The sequence below is a fragment of the Bacillus sp. FSL R7-0166 genome (genome assembly GCF_038008935.1).
Lineage (GTDB): Bacteria > Bacillota > Bacilli > Bacillales > Bacillaceae > Bacillus > Bacillus altitudinis.
The window spans coordinates 287,112-311,919 of record NZ_JBBPAC010000001.1 but is presented as its reverse complement, the minus strand read 5'-3'; the positions used below and the strand labels follow the sequence as shown (position 1 = coordinate 311,919).

The 24,808-nt window shown below is 41.9% G+C and carries 24 protein-coding genes; 5 read left to right on the top strand and 19 right to left on the bottom strand.

All coding sequences use genetic code 11. From position 1 onward, the window contains the following. Window positions 1–6: 6 nt before the first annotated feature. The 13 genes from NST01_RS01700 to NST01_RS01640 all read right to left on the bottom strand — a co-directional run bounded on the left by NST01_RS01700 (window position 7) and on the right by NST01_RS01640 (window position 13,456). Window positions 7–888: a glycine betaine ABC transporter substrate-binding protein gene (locus NST01_RS01700; protein ID WP_008342122.1), complete on the bottom strand. Its 882-nt coding sequence runs from the start codon at window positions 886–888 to the stop codon at window positions 7–9. Then, on the bottom strand, window positions 888–1,733 hold the full coding sequence (gene opuAB, locus NST01_RS01695; RefSeq protein ID WP_024718999.1) for a glycine/proline betaine ABC transporter permease subunit OpuAB: 846 nt from the start codon (window positions 1,731–1,733) through the stop codon (window positions 888–890). The genes NST01_RS01700 and opuAB overlap by 1 nt, the downstream gene beginning before the upstream one ends. 10 nt (window positions 1,734–1,743) lie before the next feature. Continuing rightward, entirely contained in the window at window positions 1,744–3,009 is a 1,266-nt protein-coding gene (gene opuAA, locus NST01_RS01690; protein ID WP_017358586.1) for a glycine/proline betaine ABC transporter ATP-binding protein OpuAA, read from the bottom strand. 401 nt (window positions 3,010–3,410) lie between these two features. Then, complete coding sequence (locus tag NST01_RS01685; RefSeq protein WP_025206695.1) at window positions 3,411–4,505, bottom strand: toxic anion resistance protein; 1,095 nt, start codon at window positions 4,503–4,505, stop codon at window positions 3,411–3,413. A 14-nt stretch (window positions 4,506–4,519) separates the two neighbouring features. Continuing rightward, entirely contained in the window at window positions 4,520–6,136 is a 1,617-nt protein-coding gene (locus NST01_RS01680) for a YceG family protein (protein WP_035703101.1), read from the bottom strand. 70 nt (window positions 6,137–6,206) lie between these two features. After that, on the bottom strand, window positions 6,207–7,022 hold the full coding sequence (locus NST01_RS01675) for an HAD family hydrolase (protein WP_017358588.1): 816 nt from the start codon (window positions 7,020–7,022) through the stop codon (window positions 6,207–6,209). Beyond that, window positions 7,019–8,128 (bottom strand): cysteine protease StiP family protein, encoded by a 1,110-nt coding sequence (locus tag NST01_RS01670; RefSeq protein ID WP_341041375.1) that lies wholly within the window; start codon window positions 8,126–8,128, stop codon window positions 7,019–7,021. Before NST01_RS01670 ends, NST01_RS01675 begins: the two co-directional genes overlap by 4 nt. After that, window positions 8,121–9,452, bottom strand: coding sequence for a phosphoribosyltransferase family protein (locus tag NST01_RS01665; protein WP_341042511.1), 1,332 nt, complete (start codon window positions 9,450–9,452; stop codon window positions 8,121–8,123). The genes NST01_RS01670 and NST01_RS01665 overlap by 8 nt, the downstream gene beginning before the upstream one ends. Continuing rightward, window positions 9,436–10,629, bottom strand: a complete 1,194-nt coding sequence (locus NST01_RS01660; protein WP_236810204.1) for an HpcH/HpaI aldolase/citrate lyase family protein — start codon at window positions 10,627–10,629, stop codon at window positions 9,436–9,438. Before NST01_RS01660 ends, NST01_RS01665 begins: the two co-directional genes overlap by 17 nt. Window positions 10,630–10,711: 82 nt before the next feature. Beyond that, window positions 10,712–11,491 carry a TerC family protein gene (locus NST01_RS01655; RefSeq protein WP_008342130.1) on the bottom strand — a complete coding sequence of 260 codons (780 nt, stop codon included), beginning with the start codon at window positions 11,489–11,491 and terminating at the stop codon, window positions 10,712–10,714. Window positions 11,492–11,631: 140 nt separating this feature from the next. Next, window positions 11,632–12,210 carry a TerD family protein gene (locus NST01_RS01650; protein WP_007498343.1) on the bottom strand — a complete coding sequence of 193 codons (579 nt, stop codon included), beginning with the start codon at window positions 12,208–12,210 and terminating at the stop codon, window positions 11,632–11,634. 41 nt (window positions 12,211–12,251) lie between these two features. After that, window positions 12,252–12,833: a TerD family protein gene (locus NST01_RS01645; RefSeq protein WP_008342133.1), complete on the bottom strand. Its 582-nt coding sequence runs from the start codon at window positions 12,831–12,833 to the stop codon at window positions 12,252–12,254. A 20-nt stretch (window positions 12,834–12,853) separates the two neighbouring features. Beyond that, the gene (locus NST01_RS01640) at window positions 12,854–13,456 is read right to left on the bottom strand and encodes a TerD family protein (RefSeq protein ID WP_008342134.1); all 603 of its coding nucleotides are present in this window, start codon (window positions 13,454–13,456) and stop codon (window positions 12,854–12,856) included. 417 nt (window positions 13,457–13,873) lie between these two features. On the opposite strand from NST01_RS01640, the gene NST01_RS01635 reads away from it, so the two are divergent. After that, window positions 13,874–14,866, top strand: a complete 993-nt coding sequence (locus NST01_RS01635; protein ID WP_017366555.1) for an LLM class flavin-dependent oxidoreductase — start codon at window positions 13,874–13,876, stop codon at window positions 14,864–14,866. Between the two features lie 212 nt (window positions 14,867–15,078). Beyond that, window positions 15,079–16,119, top strand: a complete 1,041-nt coding sequence (locus NST01_RS01630) for an acyltransferase family protein (RefSeq protein ID WP_017366554.1) — start codon at window positions 15,079–15,081, stop codon at window positions 16,117–16,119. A 19-nt stretch (window positions 16,120–16,138) separates the two neighbouring features. Here the strand turns inward: NST01_RS01630 and NST01_RS01625 are convergent, their stop codons facing one another. Continuing rightward, window positions 16,139–16,921 carry a glucose 1-dehydrogenase gene (locus tag NST01_RS01625; protein ID WP_048001328.1) on the bottom strand — a complete coding sequence of 261 codons (783 nt, stop codon included), beginning with the start codon at window positions 16,919–16,921 and terminating at the stop codon, window positions 16,139–16,141. Between the two features lie 112 nt (window positions 16,922–17,033). Then, the gene (locus NST01_RS01620) at window positions 17,034–17,462 is read right to left on the bottom strand and encodes a cell wall hydrolase (RefSeq protein ID WP_008342138.1); all 429 of its coding nucleotides are present in this window, start codon (window positions 17,460–17,462) and stop codon (window positions 17,034–17,036) included. Between the two features lie 539 nt (window positions 17,463–18,001). Here NST01_RS01620 and NST01_RS01615 point away from each other — a divergent pair. After that, the gene (locus NST01_RS01615; protein WP_035390550.1) at window positions 18,002–19,063 is read left to right on the top strand and encodes a DUF4352 domain-containing protein; all 1,062 of its coding nucleotides are present in this window, start codon (window positions 18,002–18,004) and stop codon (window positions 19,061–19,063) included. Window positions 19,064–19,368: 305 nt separating this feature from the next. On the opposite strand, the gene NST01_RS01610 is transcribed toward NST01_RS01615, so the two are convergent. The 3 genes from NST01_RS01610 to NST01_RS01600 form a co-directional block, all read right to left on the bottom strand. Then, window positions 19,369–19,680 carry a hypothetical protein gene (locus NST01_RS01610; protein WP_017366552.1) on the bottom strand — a complete coding sequence of 104 codons (312 nt, stop codon included), beginning with the start codon at window positions 19,678–19,680 and terminating at the stop codon, window positions 19,369–19,371. Window positions 19,681–19,852: 172 nt separating this feature from the next. After that, window positions 19,853–21,034: an ABC transporter permease gene (locus NST01_RS01605; protein WP_341041373.1), complete on the bottom strand. Its 1,182-nt coding sequence runs from the start codon at window positions 21,032–21,034 to the stop codon at window positions 19,853–19,855. Next, window positions 21,034–21,774 carry an ATP-binding cassette domain-containing protein gene (locus NST01_RS01600; protein WP_007498365.1) on the bottom strand — a complete coding sequence of 247 codons (741 nt, stop codon included), beginning with the start codon at window positions 21,772–21,774 and terminating at the stop codon, window positions 21,034–21,036. Before NST01_RS01600 ends, NST01_RS01605 begins: the two co-directional genes overlap by 1 nt. 160 nt (window positions 21,775–21,934) lie before the next feature. On the opposite strand from NST01_RS01600, the gene NST01_RS01595 reads away from it, so the two are divergent. Together NST01_RS01595 and NST01_RS01590 are read left to right on the top strand one after the other, a co-directional pair. Further along, window positions 21,935–22,636, top strand: coding sequence for a LytR/AlgR family response regulator transcription factor (locus NST01_RS01595; RefSeq protein WP_135226913.1), 702 nt, complete (start codon window positions 21,935–21,937; stop codon window positions 22,634–22,636). 182 nt (window positions 22,637–22,818) lie between these two features. After that, window positions 22,819–23,613 carry a sensor histidine kinase gene (locus tag NST01_RS01590; protein ID WP_326114652.1) on the top strand — a complete coding sequence of 265 codons (795 nt, stop codon included), beginning with the start codon at window positions 22,819–22,821 and terminating at the stop codon, window positions 23,611–23,613. 35 nt (window positions 23,614–23,648) lie between these two features. Here the strand turns inward: NST01_RS01590 and NST01_RS01585 are convergent, their stop codons facing one another. Continuing rightward, window positions 23,649–24,578 carry an aldo/keto reductase gene (locus NST01_RS01585; protein WP_007498377.1) on the bottom strand — a complete coding sequence of 310 codons (930 nt, stop codon included), beginning with the start codon at window positions 24,576–24,578 and terminating at the stop codon, window positions 23,649–23,651. Window positions 24,579–24,808: the final 230 nt, after the last annotated feature.

Here is a 24,808-nt window from a genome sequence, read left to right as displayed (position 1 = left end):
AATTGGCTATTTTTTCAAATCTTCGATCGAGTTGACGTTTTTCATATAAGTCGGAACAACGAGACCCATGCGAAGACCCTTCATACTTGTACCGAGATCATCATATTTTCCTTTAAACTTCGCTGCATACGTTTTATGCGTATTTGGAAGCCATGCAGATAATGATGCATCAGCACTTCCGGTTGCAATTGCTGTCCACATTGGGCCCGCTTCAACCTGAGTCAAGGTCACTTTAAAGCCAAGTTCACGCAATACCTCTGCGGCCACATTGGTACTTGCAATCTCACTATCCCACGCAACGTAGGCAAGATTGATTTTGTCACCGTTTGACTTTTTCACGCCTTTTGTCCATTTCGCTACTTGATCTTTATGCTTTTTCACATATTTAACTGCAGCATCCTTTGGTTTGACGCCATCCTGAATATCAAGCATCACTTCACCCATATCATCTTGAGACCATTTAAACTGACTGAGCATTTTGGCTGCTTCCGGCTGATCCTTCGCAAATCCTTTACGAGAAATGGTGTGAATTTCTTCTTCGTCACCATATGATTTTTTCGGATCATCTAAATATTTCAAATCGTAGCGGGAAAACATCCAGTGAGGATTCCAGCCAGTGATGATAATCGGTTTTTTACGGTCATACGATTTCTTCAATGTCGCTGTCATCGCTGCACTTGAGGCAGATACAACCGTCCAATCCTCTAAACCGTAATCCTTTTTCGCTTGATCGGTTAAGGCCATAATACCTGAACCCGGATCAATCCCGATAATCGTTTTATTGACCTGCTGTGCTGCACTTGCATTTGAATCTGATTGTGCACCACAAGCCGCTAGTAAAAAGACGAGCAGGGCGGTCATCCCAATGTAGAGAGACTTTTTCCACATTAAGCATTCCCCCTGGTTTTTTTCGTTTTAATGTTTTGTGTAATACGATCCAGTGTGATCGCTACAATAACAATGGCAATACCAGCTTCAAAACCAATCCCTGTTTTCAGCTGCGTTACTGCACTATATACTTCCGAACCAAGTCCTGGTGCACCAACCATTGCCGCAATGACGACCATGGATAGAGCAAGCATGATACTTTGGTTAATCCCAGCTAAGATGGTTTTTGTAGCAAGTGGAAGCTGAACTTTGAACAAACGCTGGAATGTCGTTGAACCAAAAGCTTCTGTTGCTTCAATTAAATCAGATGGTACTTGTTTAATCCCGAGAATGGTCATACGAATCGTTGGCGGCATAGAGAAAATAACCGATGCCACAACGCCAGGTACTACTCCGATGTTAAAGAAGAAGATTGCTGGTAAAAGATAAACGAATGCAGGCATTGTCTGCATTAAGTCTAAAATAGGTGTGACAATTTTACGCACTGTTTCCTTCTGTGATGCCCAAATACCGATCGGAACCCCGATCACGATAGAAATGACCACAGCTGTCAGAACGAGCGCAAGTGTTTGCAGCATTGGCTGCCAGTAGCCTAAATAGTCGATCAGTAAGAATCCAATAAGTGTGAAAAGAGCAACTCCTCTTGTACTGATCCACCAAGCAATGCCGGCAAAGATAAGCGTTAAAATAATGGATGGAATGACGCCAAGTGCAGCTACAATACCATTTACTGTTCCAGCTAATCCATTTGTGATGCCATCAAAGAAACCACCAAAGGTTAATGTTAACCAGTCAACAAATTGATCGATATAATCCGCGAACGGAATTCTAGGTAAATCACTCATACTAAACATCTTATTCTACCTCCTGTGCAGAAGGCTCTTGTGCTTTAATTTCCTCTAGCTTGTTAGAAGACATGTTGATATATTCATCATTACCTGATAATGCACCAATCAATGCACCTCTGACCACAATACCCTTCATTCTGTTTTTCTCATCTACAACGGCAATTGGAATGTTCGCATCAGACACCGCGTCAAAGATCTCTGTTAAATACGTTGATTCCAATACTGTCGTAAATTCTTTATCAAGAACAGTTTCTAGCGACGCACCCGTTTCTGCCGCTTTTTTCGCTGCTTGTGCAGAAATAACACCTAATAAATGCTTTTTCTTATCTACTGCATAGATAGACGAAATACCAAGGTTCTTCATGAGCGTGAGCGCAACACGTGCCCCTTTATCAATCTGAACTGTTTCTGCACGTTTCATAATATGACCAGCGGTTAATACTTTAGAAAGGTCTACATCTTCAACGAAACGTTCAACATACTCGTTCGATGGGTTCATCAGAATTTCTTCTGGTGTTCCGATTTGAACGATATTCCCGTCTTTCATGAGGACAATGCGGTCGCCAATACGAAGCGCTTCATCTAAATCATGCGTGATGAAAATAATTGTTTTTCCTACAGACGTATGAAGCTCAAGCAATTCATCCTGCATGTCTTTACGAATTAATGGATCTAGTGCGCTGAATGCTTCATCCATTAACAAAATATCAGGGTCATTAGCTAGTGCACGTGCCAATCCAACACGCTGCTGCATACCGCCACTTAATTGATTTGGGTACTGCTCTTCAAAACCTTCAAGTCCAACAAGCTTTAAAGATTCAAGCGCTTTAGAGCGGCGCTGTTCTTTCTCTACACCTTGCAATTCAAGCCCGTATTCTGTATTCTCCAGAATGGTACGATGCGGGAACAATGCGAAGTTTTGGAAGACCATGCTGATCTTTTTCCGTCTAACTTCACGCAATTGATCCTTTGACATATTTGTTATCATATCCCCATCAATATAAATTTCGCCGGAGGTTGGTTCGATTAACCTATTTAGCAGCCGCACAAGTGTGGACTTTCCGCTCCCTGATAGCCCCATGATGACAAATATCTCGCCGTCATACACATCAAAATTTGCTCGATTGACACCAACTGTTGCGCCGGTCTCTTTTAGGATTTCTCTTTTTGTCTTCCCTTTTTCAAGCATTTGAGATGCTTTTTTAGCATTTTTACCGAAAATTTTAGATACATTATTTATCTTGATTTTGATCTTTCTCTCTTCAGAATTCATTTTTTCCCTCCAAATTAGCATCTTTATAACCGTAACATAAGCGTTATGATGCGAACAATCTTTAGAATTCGCTTATTTCCGTACAATATGTATGAATTCCATATAGAGGTCTGGTGATTACAGTTTATACGCCGTATTACTCGTAAATCCTATAGAATGCTTCATAAACTACATATTTTACGGGGTATTTTCTCTCATCAGACAATATTTTACTGGAAATTCCTTATTGTGCTAAAAAATAAGTCGAATCCTTGTGATAGCGGACTTTTTCTTTCATGGGTGAACCATGCCCCTGAACAGGATTTACCCGAAAAAGGTCACATAAAAACCTTTTTCCTCAAATTTTAATCAAATTCATGAAAAAAACTGCCTGCAACTTTCGTTACAGACAGCCTGTTTTTTTAGGACTCTAGGGCAGCTTTCTTAATATTATCTTGAAGCTCAAGCATACGTTTTGTTCCGTCCTCACGTAATCGTTTGTTTTCTTCTTCAATCTGCTTCGTCTCTTTCATCCCTTGTACAATCGTATTAAAGGATGATTCGATCGTTTCAATGTCGATGCTTGGACGACCTGATAATTTAGCAATCTCAACACTTTGACTTGAGATATTTTCAGCATTTCGTTTCAGCATTTCATTCGTTCTTCTGTCCAGTTCACTCATGGAATCAGCCACAAGCTTTTGTCTCTTCACTGTCACCGCTTGAATAATTCCATTTTTGAAAATTGGAATCGTAATGATGAAGGCAGAGTTAATTTTCCCGATTAATTTCGTATTACCACGCTGTAGCAAACGGATTTGCGGTGCCGTTTGAAGTGCCACCATCCGTGCCATATCAAGATCATATACACGCTCTTCAAGCGCTTGAATCCCATTACGAAGCGTATCCAACTCCATTTGTGCCAGCTGGTTTCCCCCCGCCGCTTTTTCTTCATAAGAAGGAACCAATTGTTTTAATTCTTCGATCTTCATTTGCCCTGCGACGACATACTTTTCAAGCTCCATATAGTATTGAATGTTATGCTCATACATTTCTTCAAGCGTAACCGTCGATTTGGTCATTTCATCTTTGTATTTACTGATTTCCACATTGATTTTTTCAATTTCTGCACCGAGCGTTTGATATTTGCTGAAAATCTTTTCGATCATGCTGCCGCCGCGTTTAAAGATTTTTGATAACAAACCACCCTTAGGCTCGTCAAAATCATTTTTATCAAAACGATCCATAATTTTTCCAAGCTGTGTAAGCATCGTTCCTGAGTCTGTGACACTTGTTGAACGCATCATAGAGAGAATACGGTCAGAAAACTTAGAGATTTCGACAGCCGGCTGTTTTCCGTATTCAAGCAGTTCAAGCTGATTTTTGGCATCAATCTGTCTCGCAATGTTTTGGACTTCTGGTTCATTGCGCAGCTGAACGCGAATATCGTCTGCCTTTTCAATCGTGATTTCCTCTTTATCAATTGAAATGATGTCATTTCCGTTTGTATTTGTCATAAGCTTTGATCTCCTTATCGGTTTTTAATGGATTGAAATAACTTTCTCACAATAGACGGCTCTTTAAACTCTTGGTTCATGACCATTTCATCAAGCCAATGTGTATCAAATAATTGATCGTCTATATACCGCTCTATACACTGATAGCCGGCGGGATGATACACGAAGAGATCCACACCCATTTCATTTAGGAAAATCAGGGCAGCCGCATCAGAACGAGTCAGCTCACCATTATATTCCGTATGGTATAAAATCACTTTCGGTACAGTCTGGGCATAATCAAAGGTTTGAATGAGTTCAATTACATCTTGGTTCATATGCAGAAGCTGCTTGAATAAATAAATACGCACATCTAATTCAGTCTCATGGCCTTCTTTTAACAGCTTCGGATGCTGACAAATGCGAGAAATGGCCTCTGCGATCGCACGCTGCGTGCCCTCATATAAATGCGAGAACTGCCACACATTGCTTTTCATTAACAAATCAGGGTCAACCTCTCCTGCTTTAGAAAGTGCATGCTGATAATGAAATTGATAATTCGAAGACACTTCTTGTGTGAAAGGGAAATGACGAATCGTTTTCGTTTCTTTCCCCTCCATTAGCGTGTGGATACGGTCCCAATATTCTCGCTTGTCTCTCGTCACCCCCATCATCTTCGCAAAAAGATTCGGAATCTGTATGGTGTCACGGTCTGCTTTGAAATTCGGGCGGATAAACGACCGTTCCTTCGCAATTAAAAATAGCTCATCATACGTTGTCTTTAGCGTAATAGAATGAGGGGTATGATCTCTGAATTGCCATGGCTTATACAGCATGGAATCTTCTGTGTGAAGTACCTCTTCAAGCTCTCTTGTCGAACGGTACGCCACCGTTGATTTCCTCTCAGGCTTTTCAGTAGGGAACGGTTCAAGCTTTGACGTCCCTGGATACTGATCAATAAAAGTCAGCTTTTCTTCTGGATCTAATTCACGAAATTGATCCTTGCCTTCTGGATGAAACAGCACCACATCACAGCCAATCAGCATGACATAGTAAAGAAAATAAAGCTGACTTTTATTCGCCTCTCCATACCAAATGACAGCTGGCATTTTTTCTTCCAAATTGCCTTCCTTCAGCCATGGTCCTAGATGATTATTTGAAAACTTCACCACATCTAGCAGCACGCGGCGGAAATCAGGATGCTGGAATCCCCCTTCATGCAGCTGCTTGAAATGTTCAAACACCTGGATTAGCGAAAGGCGGATATGCCGGTTCATCACTGGGTTTGGATGACGGACAATGAGCTGTTCACCGTCTAAGAAAGCCACAAATCGATTCACGGACAATCCCTTTTCTTCCTGATTGATCATATGAATCCGCTGGAGCGCTTGAAAGTGCTCCGGCTCAATATGCCGGTTGAGGGTTTCACTTAAAATATGCATGCCGTCAGTTTCGTATAATTCATGTAAATAAATAAAATAATCGGTTGCATCATGCGGAGTTCCAAGGACGCGGGCGGCGAGACGCGGCAAGGATAAGGTGTGCTCGTCCTTGACGTAGCCGTCTCGTTCAGGGAGCGGCTTTTTCAGCAGGTTTTTCCAGGCTTCCTGTTTCGCCCGTGTCTGGGTTACGTTGATTTCTTTATAACTCACGCCGCTCCTTCCTTTCTCCTATATTTTCTCGAAAGCTACTACTATCATATCATTCAGCCTTCTACTTCTGCTATCGAATCGAAGGCTTTTTTGCTGTGTTCATCTTCTTTGCGACAGAAGCGGCGATTTCGTCTGCCGCCGCCATGCCAGAGGCTGTCGTCGGTTCAAACGATAGCTCAGCATCTAAGACTTCCCCATGACTCGGAGCGAAGCCTTTATCTGCTTGACGTATGAGATCAGCATCTAACAAGGAGTCGCCCGCTCCATAAACATATTCAAGGTGTAGCCTTTCTTTTAGAAAAGCAACAGCAGCCCACTTATTGAGCGGCTTTGGAATAAAATACAGCTTTCGGCCTTGAAGGGAAACTTGCCAGCCTCTCTCCTCACCCCACAGCCTTAATTCAGCAAGCGGAATATGAGAAAGAAACTCGTCTTTCATAATCAAATAAAGAAATCTTCCCTCAGCTGTTCGAGTACGTTTCACCCAAGCGGCAACCGGAAGTTCAGAGATCGCCCTCAGCATATCTCTCACCGGCATACACTCTTGCAGTCTCTCATCTACAATCGCCTGCCACTCCTCAAGCGGCTTACCGTGATGAAGGATACAGCCGCCGTTTGTCGTGACGGCATACTCTGGTTTGATCTCTTGCTGAAAGAGAGTGATTCGTTCAAATTGTGCTGTCGTTCTTGTCGTCACTGGGATAAACCAGCCTGCTTGATGAATTGCCTGTAAGGATGCTTTCGTTTCAATAGACATGTAGGAAAGCGGCCGGTCGTCCAGCACCTCAATTAATTCGTATGCTCCCTTGTATGCATACTGCTCAAGCATTCGATGTGAGTATATCAGTGTCCGGTCTAAATCACTGGCAAATGCGATGTTCTTCATGACGATTGCTCCAACGGGCGGATGAGCCCGCAGCATGTGTAGGACATGTTGGCATATTCAATGACGGGCACGCCTCTGTCCTCTGCGAGTAGTAAAATGTGCTTGAGCTTTTCCCGAGATCGAGGCTGAATGAGTATTTTCCAAGGGACTCTTCTGAGCAGCACACGGGTCGTCTCACCGACGCCCGGCTTAATCAAATGTGTATTGTCTATTTTGAACTCCTGACCAATTGCTTCAATGGATGTCATCCCCCGCCAGTCAGGAGGCGTTCCTTGTGCGAGCAGGGTCTCTGCTTTCTCTTGTACATTTGCATTAAGTTCAGAAAATGCTTCTTCAATTGTATTCACGTACAGATTAGAGACATCCTCATCAATGAGCTCTTCATAATACTTGGCCCCATGGAAATCATCGGCATGGATCCAGCGGTTGTTTAGCACCGTTCGACTAACTAGACCAGAGACCGTTGAATTCAAGCAGGCACTTGGAATGAGGAAATCCTCTCTCGTTCCGTAAACACTCGTACAATAACCAGGATCAGCAAGCACAGCTAGCTCACTCGAAAGACGAATTCCATATTTCTGTTCAAAATCAAGCACCGCTTTTTGAAGCTCTTTGGAAATAGCACCCTTTCCGGTCCAGCCGTCAATAAAGGCAATCTCAAAACCTGGATGTTCTTTGAGGATATAATGTAGCGCATTTTCATCTATTCCACGGTCACGAATAATAGAGATGCTATAATGCGGCAAATCGAGACCATACGTCTTTCTGATATACCGTTTAATGAGCACCCCGATTGGTGTCCCAGCCCGTGCCAAGCTGCACAGAACGGTTTGAAAACCTCGCTTTTTCACAATTTGTTCTGCGACAACCGCTACGGCTTCCGCTACCTTTTGCTTACTTTCTTCAAGAGATTGATAGAATAAGTCCATATAAGATGCCGTCGGCTTATATTCAATTGGCAGCATTTCTGAGTAATGGGCACCGCTTTGAATAGAGCGCTCCCGCTCTTCTGTACTTTTCTCCATCTCAATCGACGATAAATCCTTGAGTAAGAAGGTTACGTCCTGCTCTGGATAGCTTCCCATCTTTGTATACACGTTAGCCATTCACCTTCACCTCATCTGATAAAGTCACAATATGCACATGCTTCACATGCCGCTCAGCAAATAAGTGGATCAGCGGCATCAAAGCTTCTTGAGACACCTTTTTCTCAAAAAACAAAAAGACATCATCGTACTGATCTTTAGGGATATTGTACACATAGTGCTGAATGCGGGCATCCTCTGGACTCAAAAATGCGAATCCGTTTTGAACGGCGTACCCTTCCTTTTCAACCGGATGAATCGGACTTCTTGTCGTCGAATGAAAAAGGACACCTTCGCCCATATGAGCTGCAAGTCTCATCGGCACATACATCAATTCTCCTGTCCCTAAGCAGAGTGTCTGTTTTCCTTTTCGTTCTCGCTGAAGCTTCAGCCCAGCCTCAGCAGCTGCTTGATCAATGGCGTCCGTGTCCGCTGCGCTTAAACCGAAACGACCTGTTTCATGGATATACGGCGAATGCCCCGCCGGATTGACTGCATGGGAAAGTGAATATGGCACTTGCTTAAAGAAGGATTGAAGAGAATGAAAAGAGAGTTCAGGTCTTTTCTCTTGCGCAGCAATTTCATACGAATAAGCAGGCTCATCCAGCGTTGTCCCCCGAAACATCATCTGCCCTTTTAATAAAGATAATGATGTGATATTTACACCTAGCTCCTCTTGAAGCTGAAGCATCGCTTCCTCGTGCTCCTCTGTTCTCCAATCTAAAATGGATAGAATCGTATAAGAGGATCTAGGGTACTTTGCGTGCAGATCCCGAATGATATTCATATTTGTCCGGCCTGTCGTGACCTCATCATCTACTAGCACAATCGGGCGATCCGTCCGAAGTAAAGCGTCGTCTGCGTAGCAAAGCTGATCTGTCGCATGAGAATGTTCCTCTTCAAATACGAGTGAAGGATCAAGATCCAACAGCTGTTCACGTGTCGTATGAATGTAAGATGCTCCTTCTATGACGTCATACACTCCATGACCAAGCGCAGTTGCCGTTTCAGCAAAGCCGATCACAATCGGCTCGTTTACCGCCGAAAGCTTCTCTTTTTTAAGCGCAGCATAGGCTTCGGTTAACTTAACATGATCATTCGTTTTTAGTGCTTCTACTATATCGTCTTGATGCAGGGGCGTCTTGCCTGTTTGTTCTTTTGCATAAGCCATTGCCAAAAGACCTGAGACGAGGAGTGGTTTCAACGGGTGAACAGGCATATGTTTCCCGAGCACCTTACTAACAAATAAAAAGGCTCTCTTTTTGTTCACCCGTGCCGCCATGTCAAAAAGATGTTCTTTTTCAAGCTGAAGCGTACCCCCTTTGAGGTTAAGCTCCACCTCCATATGTTCCAAGATGTTCAGCGTATGTGGCTTCTGATTCTGTGAGTATGTCGATATAGCTTCTATTTTCATGAAACACCCCGTAAATGTCTGACTTCATTAAAATGTTTTCCGCCCAGCGATAGTGCGGCTTCGTTTCGTTCATTTTATTAGAGAAGGTACTCTTCATCACGCCGACTGTACCATCTGCATGCTCTAAAATACTTAATGCATCCATGTACTCTTCCTTTGTGACAACGTACATGCTTTGAACTGGCTTGAGATGTGTTGGATGGATGACTGTCTTGCCATGAATACCGTTTACCACATCCAGCTTTGTCTCTTTGAGCAGACCTTGCATATGATCGAGTTCAGATGAGGAAGACTCACCGCTCTTAGAAATTGCACGGATGAATGGATTTTGTTCTTTTCGTGCCGGTCCAAAATGCTCCCATACAGCTCCTGATATCACAAAAGAACGACCAAAATAATTGATGATATCTGTGATCAACTCAGCAATGACTCTGATCTCATAAATGGTGGTCTCGCGGTCACGGCGAATGCCGTATAATCCACACAGATCCGTTGCCCCAATGCGAATATTCAAAATATATTCCTCATCATTCAGCATGATCTGCTTTAATTCAGACAACACCTGATATCTCGTTTCTTTTTCTAGTAAATCTGGTGTTTCTAAAATGGGCATTCCGTATAGTGTTTTCTGAGTTTGTGCTGAAGCCTGTTTCAAACTGTTCACATATTCCTTTGCATTGTGAACGGAGCACTTTGGAAACACAAAACCAGTCAGTAAATGAAGAGAGGGACCGAGCAAATCTGCCATTTTGAGCAGCTGTTTGGGCGAACGAACCCGAATAAATAAAAGCGGCAAGTGCTCAGCCATTTCTGGAGAGTGATGAATTGTCTCAGAAAGGCAGGTCAATTGTGCCACTATATTCTGTTCAGCCATGTCCACTTCCTGATCACCAATGGCGTCCTCCAAGCAAAACACAACAGAGCAAAGCGCTTCATATTTCTGCGAAAGCAGCATGTCTGCTACATCCTGTCTTGTCGCAGGCATATACAAAGTAGCACCTAATGCATGCGCAAGTACATGCCTTGGCGTCAATGAATGAACTGCCGCCGGCCGCTTAAAAAAAATATCGTGCTGCCTCGTCTCTGATAAAAAACGAAAATATCGCATGCAGTGCCACCTCCTGTTGTAATGACTTGATGATTCAAAAAAGGATGGAGCCGCTAGTCAACTCCATTCCTTTTTGATCGTCCTATTCTTCTTTTGAAGCCGCAGCTTCGTTTGTTACACCTTGATGCTTCTTCTTATTGATTTTATGAACAATAAACGTTCCGATAAACGCTAGGATAATAATCGCAAAGAATGCAAGATGCGGGATTTCAATATGAGCAGCACTTAAGCCCATTTTGATGGCAATAATTCCAATGAGAATAAATGCCGTATTCTCAAGCTCTGGTATACGGTCGATGAGCACAAGGAATAATTGTGCCACTGTACGCATCATGAGAATTCCAAGCATTCCACCTAAAAGAAGAATCCATACTTCCTCAGATACAGCGAATGCAGCAAGAATACTGTCTACCGAGAAGGCAAGGTCCATAATTTCTACAGAAATAACAGTTGCCCAGAAGACGCCAAATACACGAATCATCCAGCCTTCTTTTTTCAATTCCTTCGCTTCGTCATCTCCGTCACCTAACCAGAAGTGCTTAATGACCAGCCAAGCTAAGTATGCAGCGCCTAGTACCTTAATCCACCAAAACTTAATAAGCAGCATCCCTACGCCAATAAATAGAAAACGGAAGAAATAAGCGCCAATTAATCCGTAGGTTAATGCCTTTTTACGCTGCTTTTCAGGTAAATGTTTCACCATAACAGCTAATACAAGTGCGTTATCCGCTGACAACAAACCTTCAAGCACAACAAGGGTCCCGATAAGCCCCCAAGAGACAGGGTCTGTTAATACCTCTGCCCACATATGCCAATCAAAAAACGAGGCATACGTGTCCAACATATGTTTCAAAATGTCCAACTGGTTTTCCTCCTATAAGTGTAGAAGCATCAGCAGGCTTTCGCCTGCTGTTATTCTTGATCGCTGTTTCTTTCTCACTTTGGAAAATACCCTCATATGAGTCATTGGCAGCGCCTCTTGAATGAAGTTGTTTCTTCTCTTTACACTTCTAACCCATAATTTTGACAAAGAGCTGCAAGTCCGCCAGAGAATCCGCTTCCGATTGCGTTAAACTTCCAATCGCTGCCGTGTCTGTATAGTTCGCATACGACGACAGCTGTTTCAATTGAGAAGTCCTCCCCTAAATCAAAACGAATCAATTCTTCCCCGCCCTCTTCATTTACAACACGAACAAATGCATTAGAGACTTGTCCAAAATTCTGGCTGCGTGCCTCTGCATCATGAATCGTCACTGTAATTCCGATACGATCAATGTTAGCAGGAATTTTCGAGAAATCAACGAGAATTTGCTCGTCATCTCCATCTCCTTCACCCGTACGGTTATCACCGGTATGAGTAACACTACCGCTTGGATGCTGCAGATTATTATAGAACACGAAGTCTGTGTCTTGCTGACAACGATTGTTTGCATCTACTAAGAAAGCCGAAGCGTCCAAATCAAATTCGGCTCCGCCTGAATATTTATTCGTATCCCAGCCAAGTCCGATCATCACTTTTGTCAGCCCTGGGTTGGTTTTCGTTAAATCGACACGTTGTCCTTTTGAAAGCTGAATCGCCATATTCGTATCTCTCCTATCTTCTGAAAATATGAAAACGGGCGTTACCCGATATCTAAGCCGAAGTCTGTTGCAATGCGGGCAAGTCCGCCTTGATAGCCTGATCCAACAGCTGAAAATTTCCACTCTCCGCCATGACGGTATAATTCACCTACAATAATCGCTGTTTCAATTGAAAAGTCTTCTGCCAAATCATAGCGAATGAGCTCTTCATTTGATGCCGCATTTAAAATACGGACGTAAGCGTTAGACACCTGTCCAAAGTTTTGGCTGCGTGCTTCTGCATCATGGATTGTAATGACGAAGGAGATTTTCTCAATACTTGCTGGTACAGTTGAAAGATCAACATTGACCTGCTCGTCATCTCCGTCTCCTTCACCTGTACGGTTATCGCCTGTATGTACGATACTTCCGCCACCGCCAGTTGTTTGATTGTAGAAGACAAAGTCAGATGGAGAGTTTGCTTTCCCTGCTGCATCTAAAAGGAATACGCTTGCGTCTAGATCAAAGTCATGTCCGCCATCATACTTGTTTACATCCCAGCCAAGACCTACGACTACTTTTGTTAAACCTGGATTCGTTTTTGTTAAATCAATTTTTTGACCTTTCGCTAAAGAAATTCCCACTAGGAACCTCTCCCTTCTAATTAAATGTAGTTTCTCGTAATATCGGCAAGCTTCGCATCGTTTGTACCATTTCCTACAGCTACAAACTTCCACTCATTCTCGTGGCGATAAAGCTCTCCAACGATTAATGATGTTTTACCTGCATATTCATCTTTCAAATTATATTTCACTAATTCTTGATTGTTTGAACGGTCAACAATTCGGATGTAAGCATTTTGAATCATACCAAAGTGTTGGTTTCTTCTAAGTGCATCATAAATGTTCACAACGAACACCAATTTATTCACATTGCCTGGTACCTTGCTTAAGTTGACGAGGACTTGTTCATCATCTCCGTCTCCTTCACCTGTCAGGTTGTCACCTGTATGTTCAACACTGCCGCATTTGCTTTTCAAGTTACCAAAGTAAATCAAATCTTTATTTTCAACAAACTTATCATTTTTCAGCATCAGCACTGAAGCGTCACAATCAATATCAGCACCGCCGCCTCCGCCAAACAGCTTACCTAAAAAACCGCCGCCTTGTGATACAGGGTCCCAGCCCAGTCCAACTAGAATATTGGTTAGTCCTGCTTTTCCTTTTGTTAAATCAATACGTTGACCTTTTTCTAATGTAATCGCCAAATCAATCACTCCTCCAGCATAATAAAAATCTATTTATTAAGCGATGGACCCTATTAAAATCATCATACATGAAAATTCGACAAAATTCATGAAATGACATTGGAGCCTCTTACTCTTTTTTCTATTTACTAGTATATACGATCTATGTATAAAAGAGGTTTCAATATGATGATATTTTTTTAAAGAAAGATCCATGACAAAAATGATTCATGTCGTAAAAGAAGTGTTTCATGTGAAACATTGTCGAATGTTCCCGTTACATAGCCTCTCGCTTAAAAACAGTGCGCGCATCCACTTCATATGTTGATATAGAAAATTCATGTACATAGCTGTGATAAACCCTTTCATTTCCTTCCGTTCCTGACTTTCTTTATACTTATGAATAGAATTCAACGTATTGATGAAAGGGTGTTGATGATGCCATCACTTCATATATTAGATCAAGTCGCCATCCCTAAAGGCCAGTCCGCACAAGAAACATTGGTTCATACGACAGAGCTGGCCAAGCTTGCAGAAACACTGGGGTATGAGCGGTATTGGTTTGCTGAACACCACAGCACGAGAGGACTCGCGAGTACAGCGCCTGAAATATTAATGGCACATATTGCTTCACACACATCGACTTTGCGCACAGGCTCTGGGGGGATTTTACTCCCGCAGTACAGCCCTTTTAAAGTAGCAGAAGTCACCCGCCAGCTTGAAGCCCTTTACCCTGGGCGGATTGAGATCGGGATTGGTAAATCCCCAGGCGGAATTGAACGGACGAGACTCGCTTTGACAGACGGCGTGAAGAAAGAACTATCTCAATTTGACCGCCAGCTGGAGGACCTTCTTTTTTACTTATCTGACAGCCTGCCTTCTGGTCATCGGCATGCAGGAGTGAAAGCGGCTCCGCTCGTTGATTCTTATCCGCCAGTCTGGTTGCTTGGACTCGGGGAAAACAGTGCCATCCAGGCGGCATCACTTGGAATCAACTATATTTTCGGACATTTTATTCATCCTGCACGAGGCCGGCAAGCTTTTGAAGCGTATCGGTCACACTTTTCTCCATCCGTTTTCTCACGTCAGCCTCAGTCTATGTTTGCTGTCTTTGTGATCTGCGCAGACACAGACGAGGAAGCAAGCCGCATTGCCACCAGTACAGATTTATGGCTACTTCGGGTTGAAAAAGGGCTGGACAGTCGCGTTCCTTCTATAGAAGAAGCAGAGAACTATCATTACACTGAGCAAGAAAAGAAAAAAGTGTTACAAAACCGCCAGCGAATGATTGTTGGCTCAAAGCAAACAGTGAAAGAACAGCTACAAATCTTAATGGACCGCTATCAAACGGACGAGATCATGATATTAAACAATTCATTTGATCCAATGGAAAAACAGCGTTCCTTTGAACGAATCGCAGAACTATTTTGAAGCCAATCTTTCATTGGCTTCTTTTTTACATTGTCATAAAAAATGGGAAATGTAACATCGAGATGTCAAAAAGCTTCCTTCTGTCATCTGATCGCAAATGTGTCTTCTAATCGTTAGCGAACTGTAAACGCATGGTAGGTGTACCTTTTATATAGTAGAGGTACATATGAAGTAACGGTTTACAATGCTGAGAAGGAAGGAGATGACTGGCCTTGAATAAGCGACTTGACTGGGTGGATGCGGCTAAAGGAATCGGCATTCTGCTCGTCGTTATGGCACATGTACCCATTCCTGATTCATTCAAGCAATTTATATATTCTTTTCATATGCCACTCTTCTTTTTACTATCAGGTATGATGTTTCGATCATCCTCACAACCTGCTATGTCATTTATACAGAAAAAAGCGAAAAGCTTGCTCTTACCTTATCTCTATTTCTCCATTATTACGTACGTTTTCTGGTTCACGGTGACCCGATTTTTCGCCTTTAAGGGGCAAACAGATATTGATCCCTTCGTTCCTTTTACAGGGATTTTCATTTCAAATGCCGATGAAGCAAGACTGACGCATAACCCAGCCATCTGGTTTTTAACGACGCTCTTTTTAGTGGAAATGTTGTTTTTCTTAATGCATCGTCTGACAAAAGGAAAACCAGCTGTATTGATTTTACTGACCGTCCTTTGCGGCGGAGCCGGATATGCTTCCACGCTATTGTTAAACCAGAGTCTCCCTTGGAATGCCAACGTTGCATTAACGGCTGTTGTGTTTTATTCAATCGGATTTTTAGCAAAACAATGGTTTGTGGAATTAAAAACAGATCCTACCCTTCTGTTATGTACAGGTCTGCTTGTACTGACTGCATATATGCAAAGCTTTAATTCACGAATTGATATGCGGGTCAATGACTATGGGGACCTATTCATTTTTTATGCTTGTGCACTGCTCGGTTCAGCTGCTGTTATTTATTTAAGCTTCAAATTGAAAACGTCCACGATATTGACGTATCTCGGACGTCATTCCATTGTGATTCTCGTCCTGCAATTTGCCGGTATCGATATCATGAAGGCATTTGTTTATTACGGACTAGGCATCAATATCTCTGATACAACGCAGCTTTCTTGGACACTCTTTTATACGATCGGTACATTGCTGCTCATGGTGCCATGTATCTCTTTCTTGAGCAAGTATCCTATGCTGCTCGGCAAACCAGCAAAGTCAGCACACCGCTACAAAGAAAAAACATCCGCCGGCTAATGGGGCGGATGTTTTTCTATTATTCATCATTTAATTGAGAAGGATAAAGTGTCATTCCTCCATCAACAAATAATGTAGCACCTGTAATATAGGCCGCTTCTTTTGATACGAGAAATGCAGCGGCGGACCCAATCTCCTTTGGCTCGCCAAACGTTCTCATTGGAATTTTCTCAAGCTGCTTTTGTTTTTTTTGTTCATCTTGAAGGTCGTCATTTGATTCCGTTGCCATTGTACCTGGTGCAATCGCATTAACCCGAATACCCGCTTCGGCATAATCAAGAGCCAGCGTCTTCGTCATCATATTCATTCCTCCTTTAGAAGTAGAGTAATGAACATTGAACGGCCGCGGGATCTCTTGATGGACACTGGATATATTCAAGATTGACCCTTTCACATCATGCTCCATCATATAGGCAATCGCTGCCTTTGCTCCTAAAAATGAGCCTGTGATATTCACATCAATGACCTTTTGCCATTGTTCCAACGTCATTTCATGCGGCATTGCTTCTTCACCGTTAAAGCCTGAATTATTGACGAACACGTCTAGTGCGTTAAAATTCTCCAGCGCGGCATCCATTAACGCCTGAATTCCTTCCTCTTTGGAGACATCTGCGTGTACTTTCACCGCCCTACCTCCATGCTGTTGAATGGCTTGTACTGTTTCTTCAGCCCCCTCTTCATCGCCTTTATAATTCACAACCACGTTCATTTGTTCTTGTCCAAATCTCAAGGCAATGGCTTGTCCTATGCCTTTAGAAGAACCTGTCACAATGGCTGTTTTCCCTTTTAAATCTTGATACATCTTCATTTCCTCCAATCACGTGCTTCATCTTGTTGATACACAATGGTTACCCATTTTGAAAAAAAGAAAAACACAATCCTCTTGAATACAAAGGATTGTGCTGTTCATCAAGCTAAAAGGTGTTATAAACATTCTCGCAAGTTTCAGCTGTGGGCTGGTAAAAGCAATGTGACTTATACCTTGCCACAAACGGCTGATTGTACCAAGTGGAAGGACAATTTCCAGGCGGTTTGAAATACCAAAGGCTGAATTTCGCAGGCCAAAATCGTTCACCATTAATGTTCCTCCGTGCAAGTGTCTTTTCACTTTCTCGTGCTCGCTGATAAAAATAGCCATGCGTGACCGCCTCAAACGCATGCTCCTGATAAATCATTTGTGGAATCGTACGCAGCCCTTTAAAGTCAGAACAGTTGGCACGCAAACGATTGATGCCTACATTTCCTACAAGCAGCATCCCTTGTTTCCCTTCACCTTCCGCTTCGGCTCTCAGCAGTCTGGCCATTAAATCAATATCAGAGCTTGTCGCTCTTACCACTGCCATACATCCACCTCCCATTCATTTCTCTTTTATTTTATGTAGGGTTTCTGTGTAGATGACTGCCATTTTGAAGGGAAAAGACACATTCCGTGTCGAGAGCCTGTCTAAATACCTCAACATTTCGCTGGACAAGTGTCTCTATGTCAACAACACACAAACCTAGTGATCATACACATCACAGGAAAAAATATTCATTACTAACGACTCATTTACAAGTCATAAAAATCCTTCTATTTGCTACATCTTCTTCAAAAACAGTCATTTGAACCTATTCAATAATCCGACTCAAAACCTTAAAATATAAAATGTTGAGTTTTTACAGGAGATTTCAAACAATAAAATACACATTTCTCCTCTCAACATAGTGTCATTTTTACTACTTGAAGTGGATGAACCTTTCGAACGCACTGAGGTATTGACAGTACTTTCGCTTCATTCTACAGTAAAAAACATACAGTATTTTTCTTTTTGTGCAAAAAGAACGATATGAACTAAAGCTTTCCAATGAAATTCACCATAAAACCCGAGGAGGAAAACATCTCATGTTTAAAAAGAAATTATCCCTGTTTCTTCTGATTTTGTGTGTAACTGTTGTCGCTGCTGCTTGTAGTGGTGGAAAAGACAAAACTGCTGCGAAAGAAAGCGATACAAAAAAATCCCTTGATGCAGCTGAAGTAAAAGTAGAAAGTGCTGAGTACACTTTACCACCTCAATACGATACATCTGTTCAGGATGATCAATATGTCCTAAAAGTGAATGTATCAGTAAAAAACATCAGCAAAGAACCATTGAATGTGGATAAAAGCAACTTTACGCTTTACCAAGATGACGCTCAGGTGTCTACCATCTCTCCTGATGACTACAACGAAGTATTATCTTCAAGCTCTCTAAATGCAGGTAAAGTATCAAAAGGTGGTCTTTTCTATGTAGTTGATAAAGAAAAAGACTATCAACTTGTCTACACAGAGCCTGGTTCTGGATCGAAAAAAGATGACAAAACACTAGAATTCGATATTAAAGGAAAAGACTTGATGAAAAAGGCAGATACACTTCAAGCGTCTGCAAAAGCCCTTTCTTCTTATATTGATGTCATGATTTTTGGTAAGAAAAATGACGATTTCGAAAAACTAACAGGTGATAACAAATCAACTGTCGTCAACGAATTTGATAAATCATTCAAACAAGGCTATATTTCTTCTTCTGGTATTTCATCTAGCTCAGCAAAAGACGAAAACCTTGATAAGCTTCTAAAAGCTGTGAAAGAAACATTAGCTGAAAAATCAAAAGTATCAACGAAAACAAAATCAATCAGCGGTGATAAAGCTGTCGTGACTGTGACACTTACACCAATTGATGCAAGCCCGCTTGTCGATCGTTTAAAAGAAAAAGCAACTGAATTCTACAGCAAAAACCGTACAGCATCTTATGATGATGCACAGAAATATCTACTTTCTATCTATCCAGATGAATTTAAAAAATTAGGACCATCATCTTCTGAAGAAACAGTAGAAGTGAACATGAAGAAAAACGATATCGACCAATGGAAACTTGATTTGAACGACTACAAAACAAGCTCATTGGTTGAAAAGTTCATCAAGAACTAAAGAAAACCCCCGGGAACCGGGGGTTTTCTTTAGTCTTTTTTTGATTGAAGTCTATATTTGATTCCGACATACAAGCAAGTAAGGAAGAAGATGGTGACCCACACCCACAAGACATTCACCATCAATAATGTGGTGGCTACTACGATCAAAATTGTGAGATCTAGTTTTTTTTCTAGTTTTTTATGCGTGAGAACGAAAATGATTAGTAGAAAAGCGATGAAACAGGTGATTCCATAACTGAAAGCTGCGGGCAATTTTCGCACCTCCTTATTACAAGGCGTATACTGACAAAAGGATACAACATACTATGAAGATGAATTCCCCTTTTCAGCATCATATCCTTTTATGATGTCAATCGGATCAACTGCATCATCTTCTTGTATGTATTCCTCTACATAAGGAGTGATTAATTTCTCGAAACTTTGCTCATCGCCTTCATAGTCAGATGGGAATAAATGTGCAACAGAACTACCTGTTTCTAAAGCTCTATCAATTGCATTTCTCAATTCTATCAGCCCTTTTTTATTCCCTAAAATGAAAGCTTCAAAATGATGTGTTTGCTGAGCATATATATTACATAACCCCAAAACATCATCATCTTCTAATTGATCACTCATATACAAAACCCCTTTTAAGTGAAATGAAGTCAATTTTACACGACTGAGCATTTTTATTCTATCACCTCATTCACATTGTGATCCCTTTTTTATCACTCACTTAAACATACAAAACAAAAAACTTGTAGAAAAAATCTACAAGTTCTTCATTTCTATCAATGAAATGTTCTTTCTATTTCGCAAGCATCCATTTCTCTTTCATAAACAAACTTCTCACGATGACAAACAAGATCATCACTGTCAGCGCCGAGGAGCCGAGCGTCAGGGCAATCGACATTGGGTCAACGATGCCAAACATCAATTGCTTGCATAGTGCGTGAATATTAAGGAATGGGATCGCAAAGTAATACGTATCTAGCTGCATAGCGCCTGCTCTCATGGTGAAAAACATCGGAATCACACCTAGTGTAATGATCATGGACATGTACGATTGTGCTTCTTTCACTGAGCTTGAAACGACACTGAGCAGCAGTTCAATCATGGATACCATGAATGAGAAAATAATTAATGCCGCAAACATAACACCGATGATGCTCCACACTTGATCTCCGAAGTTCAGCGCTTGTTTCAGCTTTTCTGTAAAGAGCAATGTAGAGAGCAGCAGCATACCAATCGCCACAATGCCACTTAATATACCAAACATAGAAACAGCTAGCCATTTTCCAATCAAAAGCTGAAGTCTGCTGGCCGGTGTCAGGAATAAAGCTTCAATTGACTTTCTATCCTTTTCACCTGCTACGATATCAAGCGCAGCTGGCAAAGCACCTGAGATCACAGACGTCACTAAAATCATTGGAAGGAGAATCGACAGCAGCATGGTGGTCACCCCGTTTTCTCCATCCCCGTCCTCTCCTTCTTGCATATCAACCGATTGCACCTCAAACGGATGAATCACTGACGATTTGATCTGATCCTGTGCCAAACGCTTTTCTACGACTTGATTTTGATATTGCTCCAGCAACGATTGCAGCATTTGAACCGCAATCACTGAATCATCATCTGTTGGATACCCATGGACTTTAATGGCAAACGATGTTTGATGCTGAAGCATATCGCCTGCATCTTTTGGTATTTCTAGATAAGCATTTGCCTCACCGTCTTTAACGGCTTGCTGCGGGTCATCAAATGTTTCAAGTTTCAGGTTTTTCACTTCTTTGATCATGTCATGCATATCGGACGGAAGCTTTTCATTGATTGCGACTGTGTACGTTTTATCGCCTGGATCAGCGATCATGCTTTCGTAGAAAAACACGAGTCCGAGCATCGTCAAAAGAGGGATCAACACTGTTAAGAGCAACGTTTTCCTGTCTCTGAGCGAATCTGTCATTTCTTTTAAAAAGACGGTTTTCCACATTATGCATTCCCCCTTGCGAGCTTCGACATAAAGATGTAATTCAAGTCTTCACTTTGTTCCTGTGCATATAATTCTGGAAGCGTTCCTTTGTACACGAGCTCCCCTTGATGTATCATCATGACACTATCACAAAGCAGGCTGACTTCTTCCATGATGTGGCTTGAAAATAGAATCGTTTTATTTTGCTGTTTCAACTGATGAATAAACTCTCTAAAAATATTACTCGATGTGATATCTAAACCTGTTGTCGGTTCGTCAAACAAAATAATGTCAGGGTCATGAATCAATGTTCTGGCAATCGCCACCTTTTGCTTCATCCCTCTTGAAAATCCTTTTACCTTGCGATCCATGTACTGCCTCATCCCGAATCGCTTTGCCAAATCCTCAATTCTTGCTTTGATTTCATGCTGATCTAAGCCATATAATTTCCCAAAGTATTCAAGGTTTTCACGAGCCGTCAAACGGTCATAAAGTCCCGTCTCGCCGCCAAATAAGACCCCAATTCGCTTCTTCACTTCAGTTGCTTCTTTGACTGTATCAAAGCCTGCAACATTGACTGTTCCATGAGTAGGCTCCAATAATGTCGCAACGGCGCGTAATAATGTGGTTTTCCCCGCACCATTTTCTCCTAAGATGCCGACGACTTCTCCTTCCTTCACGGAGAACGTCATATGTTTCATCGCCTTTACGACTTTTTTCTTATCTGTAAACCAGCAACTACAATCGCTGAGAGTAATCATTTGGTTCGCCCCTTTCGACTATCTACGTCTATGATAGAAAAAATACCGCCTGTCTGACATAAAAATGTCGCGAAACGTCCTTTTTCTGTCTTGAAATGAACCATTTTAAAAAACAAATGGTAAAATAGACAAATAATAAGAAGAGTCATAGGTGATTTTTATGATAAAAGTAGGTCTTGTCGATGATTACCGAGTGGATTTAGAAAAGCTGCATGCCATTGTCGGCAGAATGGATGCCGTTGACATCGTTTTTGTGACGCAGTCAGCAGAGGAGGCATATGAGAAGGTCAAACAGGGCGACATTGATCTATTGTTTGCAGACATTGAGATGCCTGGCATGTCAGGCTATGAATTAGCAGATCTTATTCACTCTCATGCACTGAATGTGGATGTTGTATTTGTGACGGGAAACAGTGGGTATGCTGTTCATGCCTTTGATTTGAATGTCCATGATTATATTATGAAGCCTTATCAAGCTGATCGAATCGCCAAATCCTTAGAGCGCTACATGTCCACCAAGCAGGAGAAAAGCATTCACGGACGGCTTCTCATCAAGCAGCAATCAAATATCCATGTACTGCAAAAAAAGGATGTCATCTTTGTTGAACGTACTGGCAGGTCGACGACCATTGTCACAACAACAGGAGATATTCAAACATACCAAACTCTCAACGAGTTAAAAGGTGATTTAGCTGAGAAAGACTTTATCCGCTCCCACCGCTCGTTTATCATCAATATTCATTACATCAAGAACTTTTCGGCGTATGCCAAAAATTCATTTATCGTGTCTTTTGAAGGGACTGATAAAAAAGCCATGATGACGAAGCAGCAATTAGAATATTTTAAGAAATACTACTTTTAAGGAGAACGAACGTGAACGCTTTCTATCTTGGATTTCGCATATATACGCTCATCTGGCTGGGTCTTGCAGTTCAAGCTACAGCTAAAGTTTTTCTGCCTTTGTCATCAAGCATGGTGTGGCTTCTGACCTTTTGCATCTTGTGCCTTTACACCTTTTTCATTTACAAAAGGTTTTGGCTAGGTATGAGTGGTTACGTGATATTAGGCGCTTTTGTGCTCATTACCTGTTCAGGCATTTCACTTTTTCTCACGCACGGAAATGGACTAAGCCATCTTCTAACTGTCCTCATCATTTTGACAGTCGATCTCCTTTCCTTCAAGGTGATGCAAACAGAGCAACGATTAAATGGACGGCTTCAAGAGCTGATTCATGCTGAGTCGAGAACCAATGACTTGCTGCTTGAGCTGCGAAGTAAACACCATGAAACAGCTAGACATTTAAATGCCTTTTCCGCATCGAATGACGAGCATGAGATCAAAGATTTGATTCAGCAATACGTGAAACATTTCCCTTGGATCAAAGGGGAAAATGCTTATTTGGCTTCCTCCCTTCATTCCTTTTTCCAGCGGGCTGAAAAAGAGGAGATTGCCCTTTCACTAGATCTTCAAGCACCCTTTTCTTCTCTTCCTTTTTCTAAAGCGGATCAGGTGAGTTTTACTGGCAACCTGCTTGATAACGCATTAGATGCCGCCATTGAAGCGAAGCAAGCTGGGAACGAGGGAAACATCTCGATCACGACTTCCATCCGGAGCGGGCTCTTTTTGATTCATTGTGAAAACAGTACGAAGGGAATGGAAAAACACGTATTAGATCATCTGTTCAAGACGTTTGGCCGCTCGACAAAAGGCGGTGATCATCAAGGTATGGGTACTTATATCATTCATCAGCTTGTTGAAAAGGCAGACGGCACGCTTGATTTTACGTATCGTTCTCCAAACCTGAGGCTCGTGATCAAGATTCCTCTCACAATGGCATAAAAAATAAGGTGCTACTTGGCACCTTATTTTTTATATTATGAAAAGATCTGATCGATTTCGTTGATTTCTTCTTTTGTTAATTGAACATCGTTTGTTTTCAAGTTTTGTAAGACTTGCTCGGCTCGTTTTGCACCCGGAATTATGGCATCAATGCCATCCTGCGCCAATAGCCACGCCAGCGCTACATGAGCTGTTTCGGCATGTTTTGATTGCGCAATGGCCTTCAGCTTGTCTACTTTTTCGAGGTTTTGAAGGAAAGCATCGCCTTGGAAAAGCGGGTCCTTTGCTCGAATATCATCAAATGTCGCATCCTTTGTAAACTTCCCGGTCAACAGGCCTGACGCCAATGGAAAATAAGGGATAAAGGAAATCCCATGCTCCACACAGTATGGGAGAAGGTCTTGCTCAGCCTGACGTTTCAGCAGAGAATACTCTGATTGAAGCACGTCTAGGTATCCATCTCGATTAAAGGTTTGAAGCTGTTCAAAATCAAGGTTTGATGCCCCAATTGCCCGGATTTTCCCCTCATCCTTCAATTCCTTTAAAGTACCTGCCACTTCATCCAGCGGCGTGCGGCCATCTGGGAAATGCATATAGTACAAATCAATATAATCGGTTTGGAGCCTCTTCAGGCTGTCTTCGACTTGCTGTCTTAAGAAATCTCGGCTATTATCCAGTTCGATTTGCCCGTTTACCTCTTTATGAGCCCCTTTTGTCGCAAGAACCAGTTCGTCTCTGCCGCCTCTTTTGGCAATGATCTCACCAATCAATTCTTCTGAACGGCCCAGCCCATAAATAAAAGCAGAATCTAAGAAATTGACACCATGATCAAGAGCTGTTTCTACCAGCTCCCGCCCTGCATCTTCACTCAGATTCGGGAATAAATTATGCCCGCCTACTGCATTTGTTCCAAGCCCTATCGGATTCACCTGTAAATCAGTTCGTCCAAGCGTTACTTTTTTCAAAAGCTCATCTCCCTTATCTGCTTAATCATCCTTATTTTCCCATGAATCATTTTCAACATTCAAGTATTCTGCTCTCTGAAAATCAATCTGGAGGTGGACGCTTTGAAAGTAAAAAAATTCGTATGATGAAGATATACTTAAACGAAAAGCTTTGCGATGTGAATCCTAACACATCTTTTAAAATGAAAACTACCTCCATTTCAAGATTTTTACACACAAAACATTTAAAA

Bases quoted from the DNA above. Each gene is read 5' to 3' on its own strand.
- NST01_RS01635 (WP_017366555.1), top strand. From the start codon at position 13,874: ATGCCATCACTTCATATATTAGATCAAGTCGCCATCCCTAAAGGCCAG.
- opuAA (WP_017358586.1), bottom strand. From the start codon at position 3,009: ATGAATTCTGAAGAGAGAAAGATCAAAATCAAGATAAATAATGTATCT.
- NST01_RS01700 (WP_008342122.1), bottom strand. From the start codon at position 888: ATGTGGAAAAAGTCTCTCTACATTGGGATGACCGCCCTGCTCGTCTTT.
- NST01_RS01685 (WP_025206695.1), bottom strand. From the start codon at position 4,505: ATGACAAATACAAACGGAAATGACATCATTTCAATTGATAAAGAGGAA.
- NST01_RS01650 (WP_007498343.1), bottom strand. From the start codon at position 12,210: ATGGCGATTCAGCTTTCAAAAGGACAACGTGTCGATTTAACGAAAACC.
- NST01_RS01620 (WP_008342138.1), bottom strand. From the start codon at position 17,462: ATGGCAGTGGTAAGAGCGACAAGCTCTGATATTGATTTAATGGCCAGA.
- NST01_RS01605 (WP_341041373.1), bottom strand. From the start codon at position 21,034: ATGTGGAAAACCGTCTTTTTAAAAGAAATGACAGATTCGCTCAGAGAC.
- NST01_RS01615 (WP_035390550.1), top strand. From the start codon at position 18,002: ATGTTTAAAAAGAAATTATCCCTGTTTCTTCTGATTTTGTGTGTAACT.
- NST01_RS01660 (WP_236810204.1), bottom strand. From the start codon at position 10,629: ATGCGATATTTTCGTTTTTTATCAGAGACGAGGCAGCACGATATTTTT.
- NST01_RS01600 (WP_007498365.1), bottom strand. From the start codon at position 21,774: ATGATTACTCTCAGCGATTGTAGTTGCTGGTTTACAGATAAGAAAAAA.
- NST01_RS01610 (WP_017366552.1), bottom strand. From the start codon at position 19,680: ATGAGTGATCAATTAGAAGATGATGATGTTTTGGGGTTATGTAATATA.
- NST01_RS01670 (WP_341041375.1), bottom strand. From the start codon at position 8,128: ATGGCTAACGTGTATACAAAGATGGGAAGCTATCCAGAGCAGGACGTA.
- NST01_RS01595 (WP_135226913.1), top strand. From the start codon at position 21,935: ATGATAAAAGTAGGTCTTGTCGATGATTACCGAGTGGATTTAGAAAAG.
- NST01_RS01625 (WP_048001328.1), bottom strand. From the start codon at position 16,921: ATGTATCAAGATTTAAAAGGGAAAACAGCCATTGTGACAGGTTCTTCT.
- NST01_RS01675 (WP_017358588.1), bottom strand. From the start codon at position 7,022: ATGAAGAACATCGCATTTGCCAGTGATTTAGACCGGACACTGATATAC.
- NST01_RS01590 (WP_326114652.1), top strand. From the start codon at position 22,819: ATGAGTGGTTACGTGATATTAGGCGCTTTTGTGCTCATTACCTGTTCA.
- NST01_RS01665 (WP_341042511.1), bottom strand. From the start codon at position 9,452: ATGGAGGTGGAGCTTAACCTCAAAGGGGGTACGCTTCAGCTTGAAAAA.
- opuAB (WP_024718999.1), bottom strand. From the start codon at position 1,733: ATGAGTGATTTACCTAGAATTCCGTTCGCGGATTATATCGATCAATTT.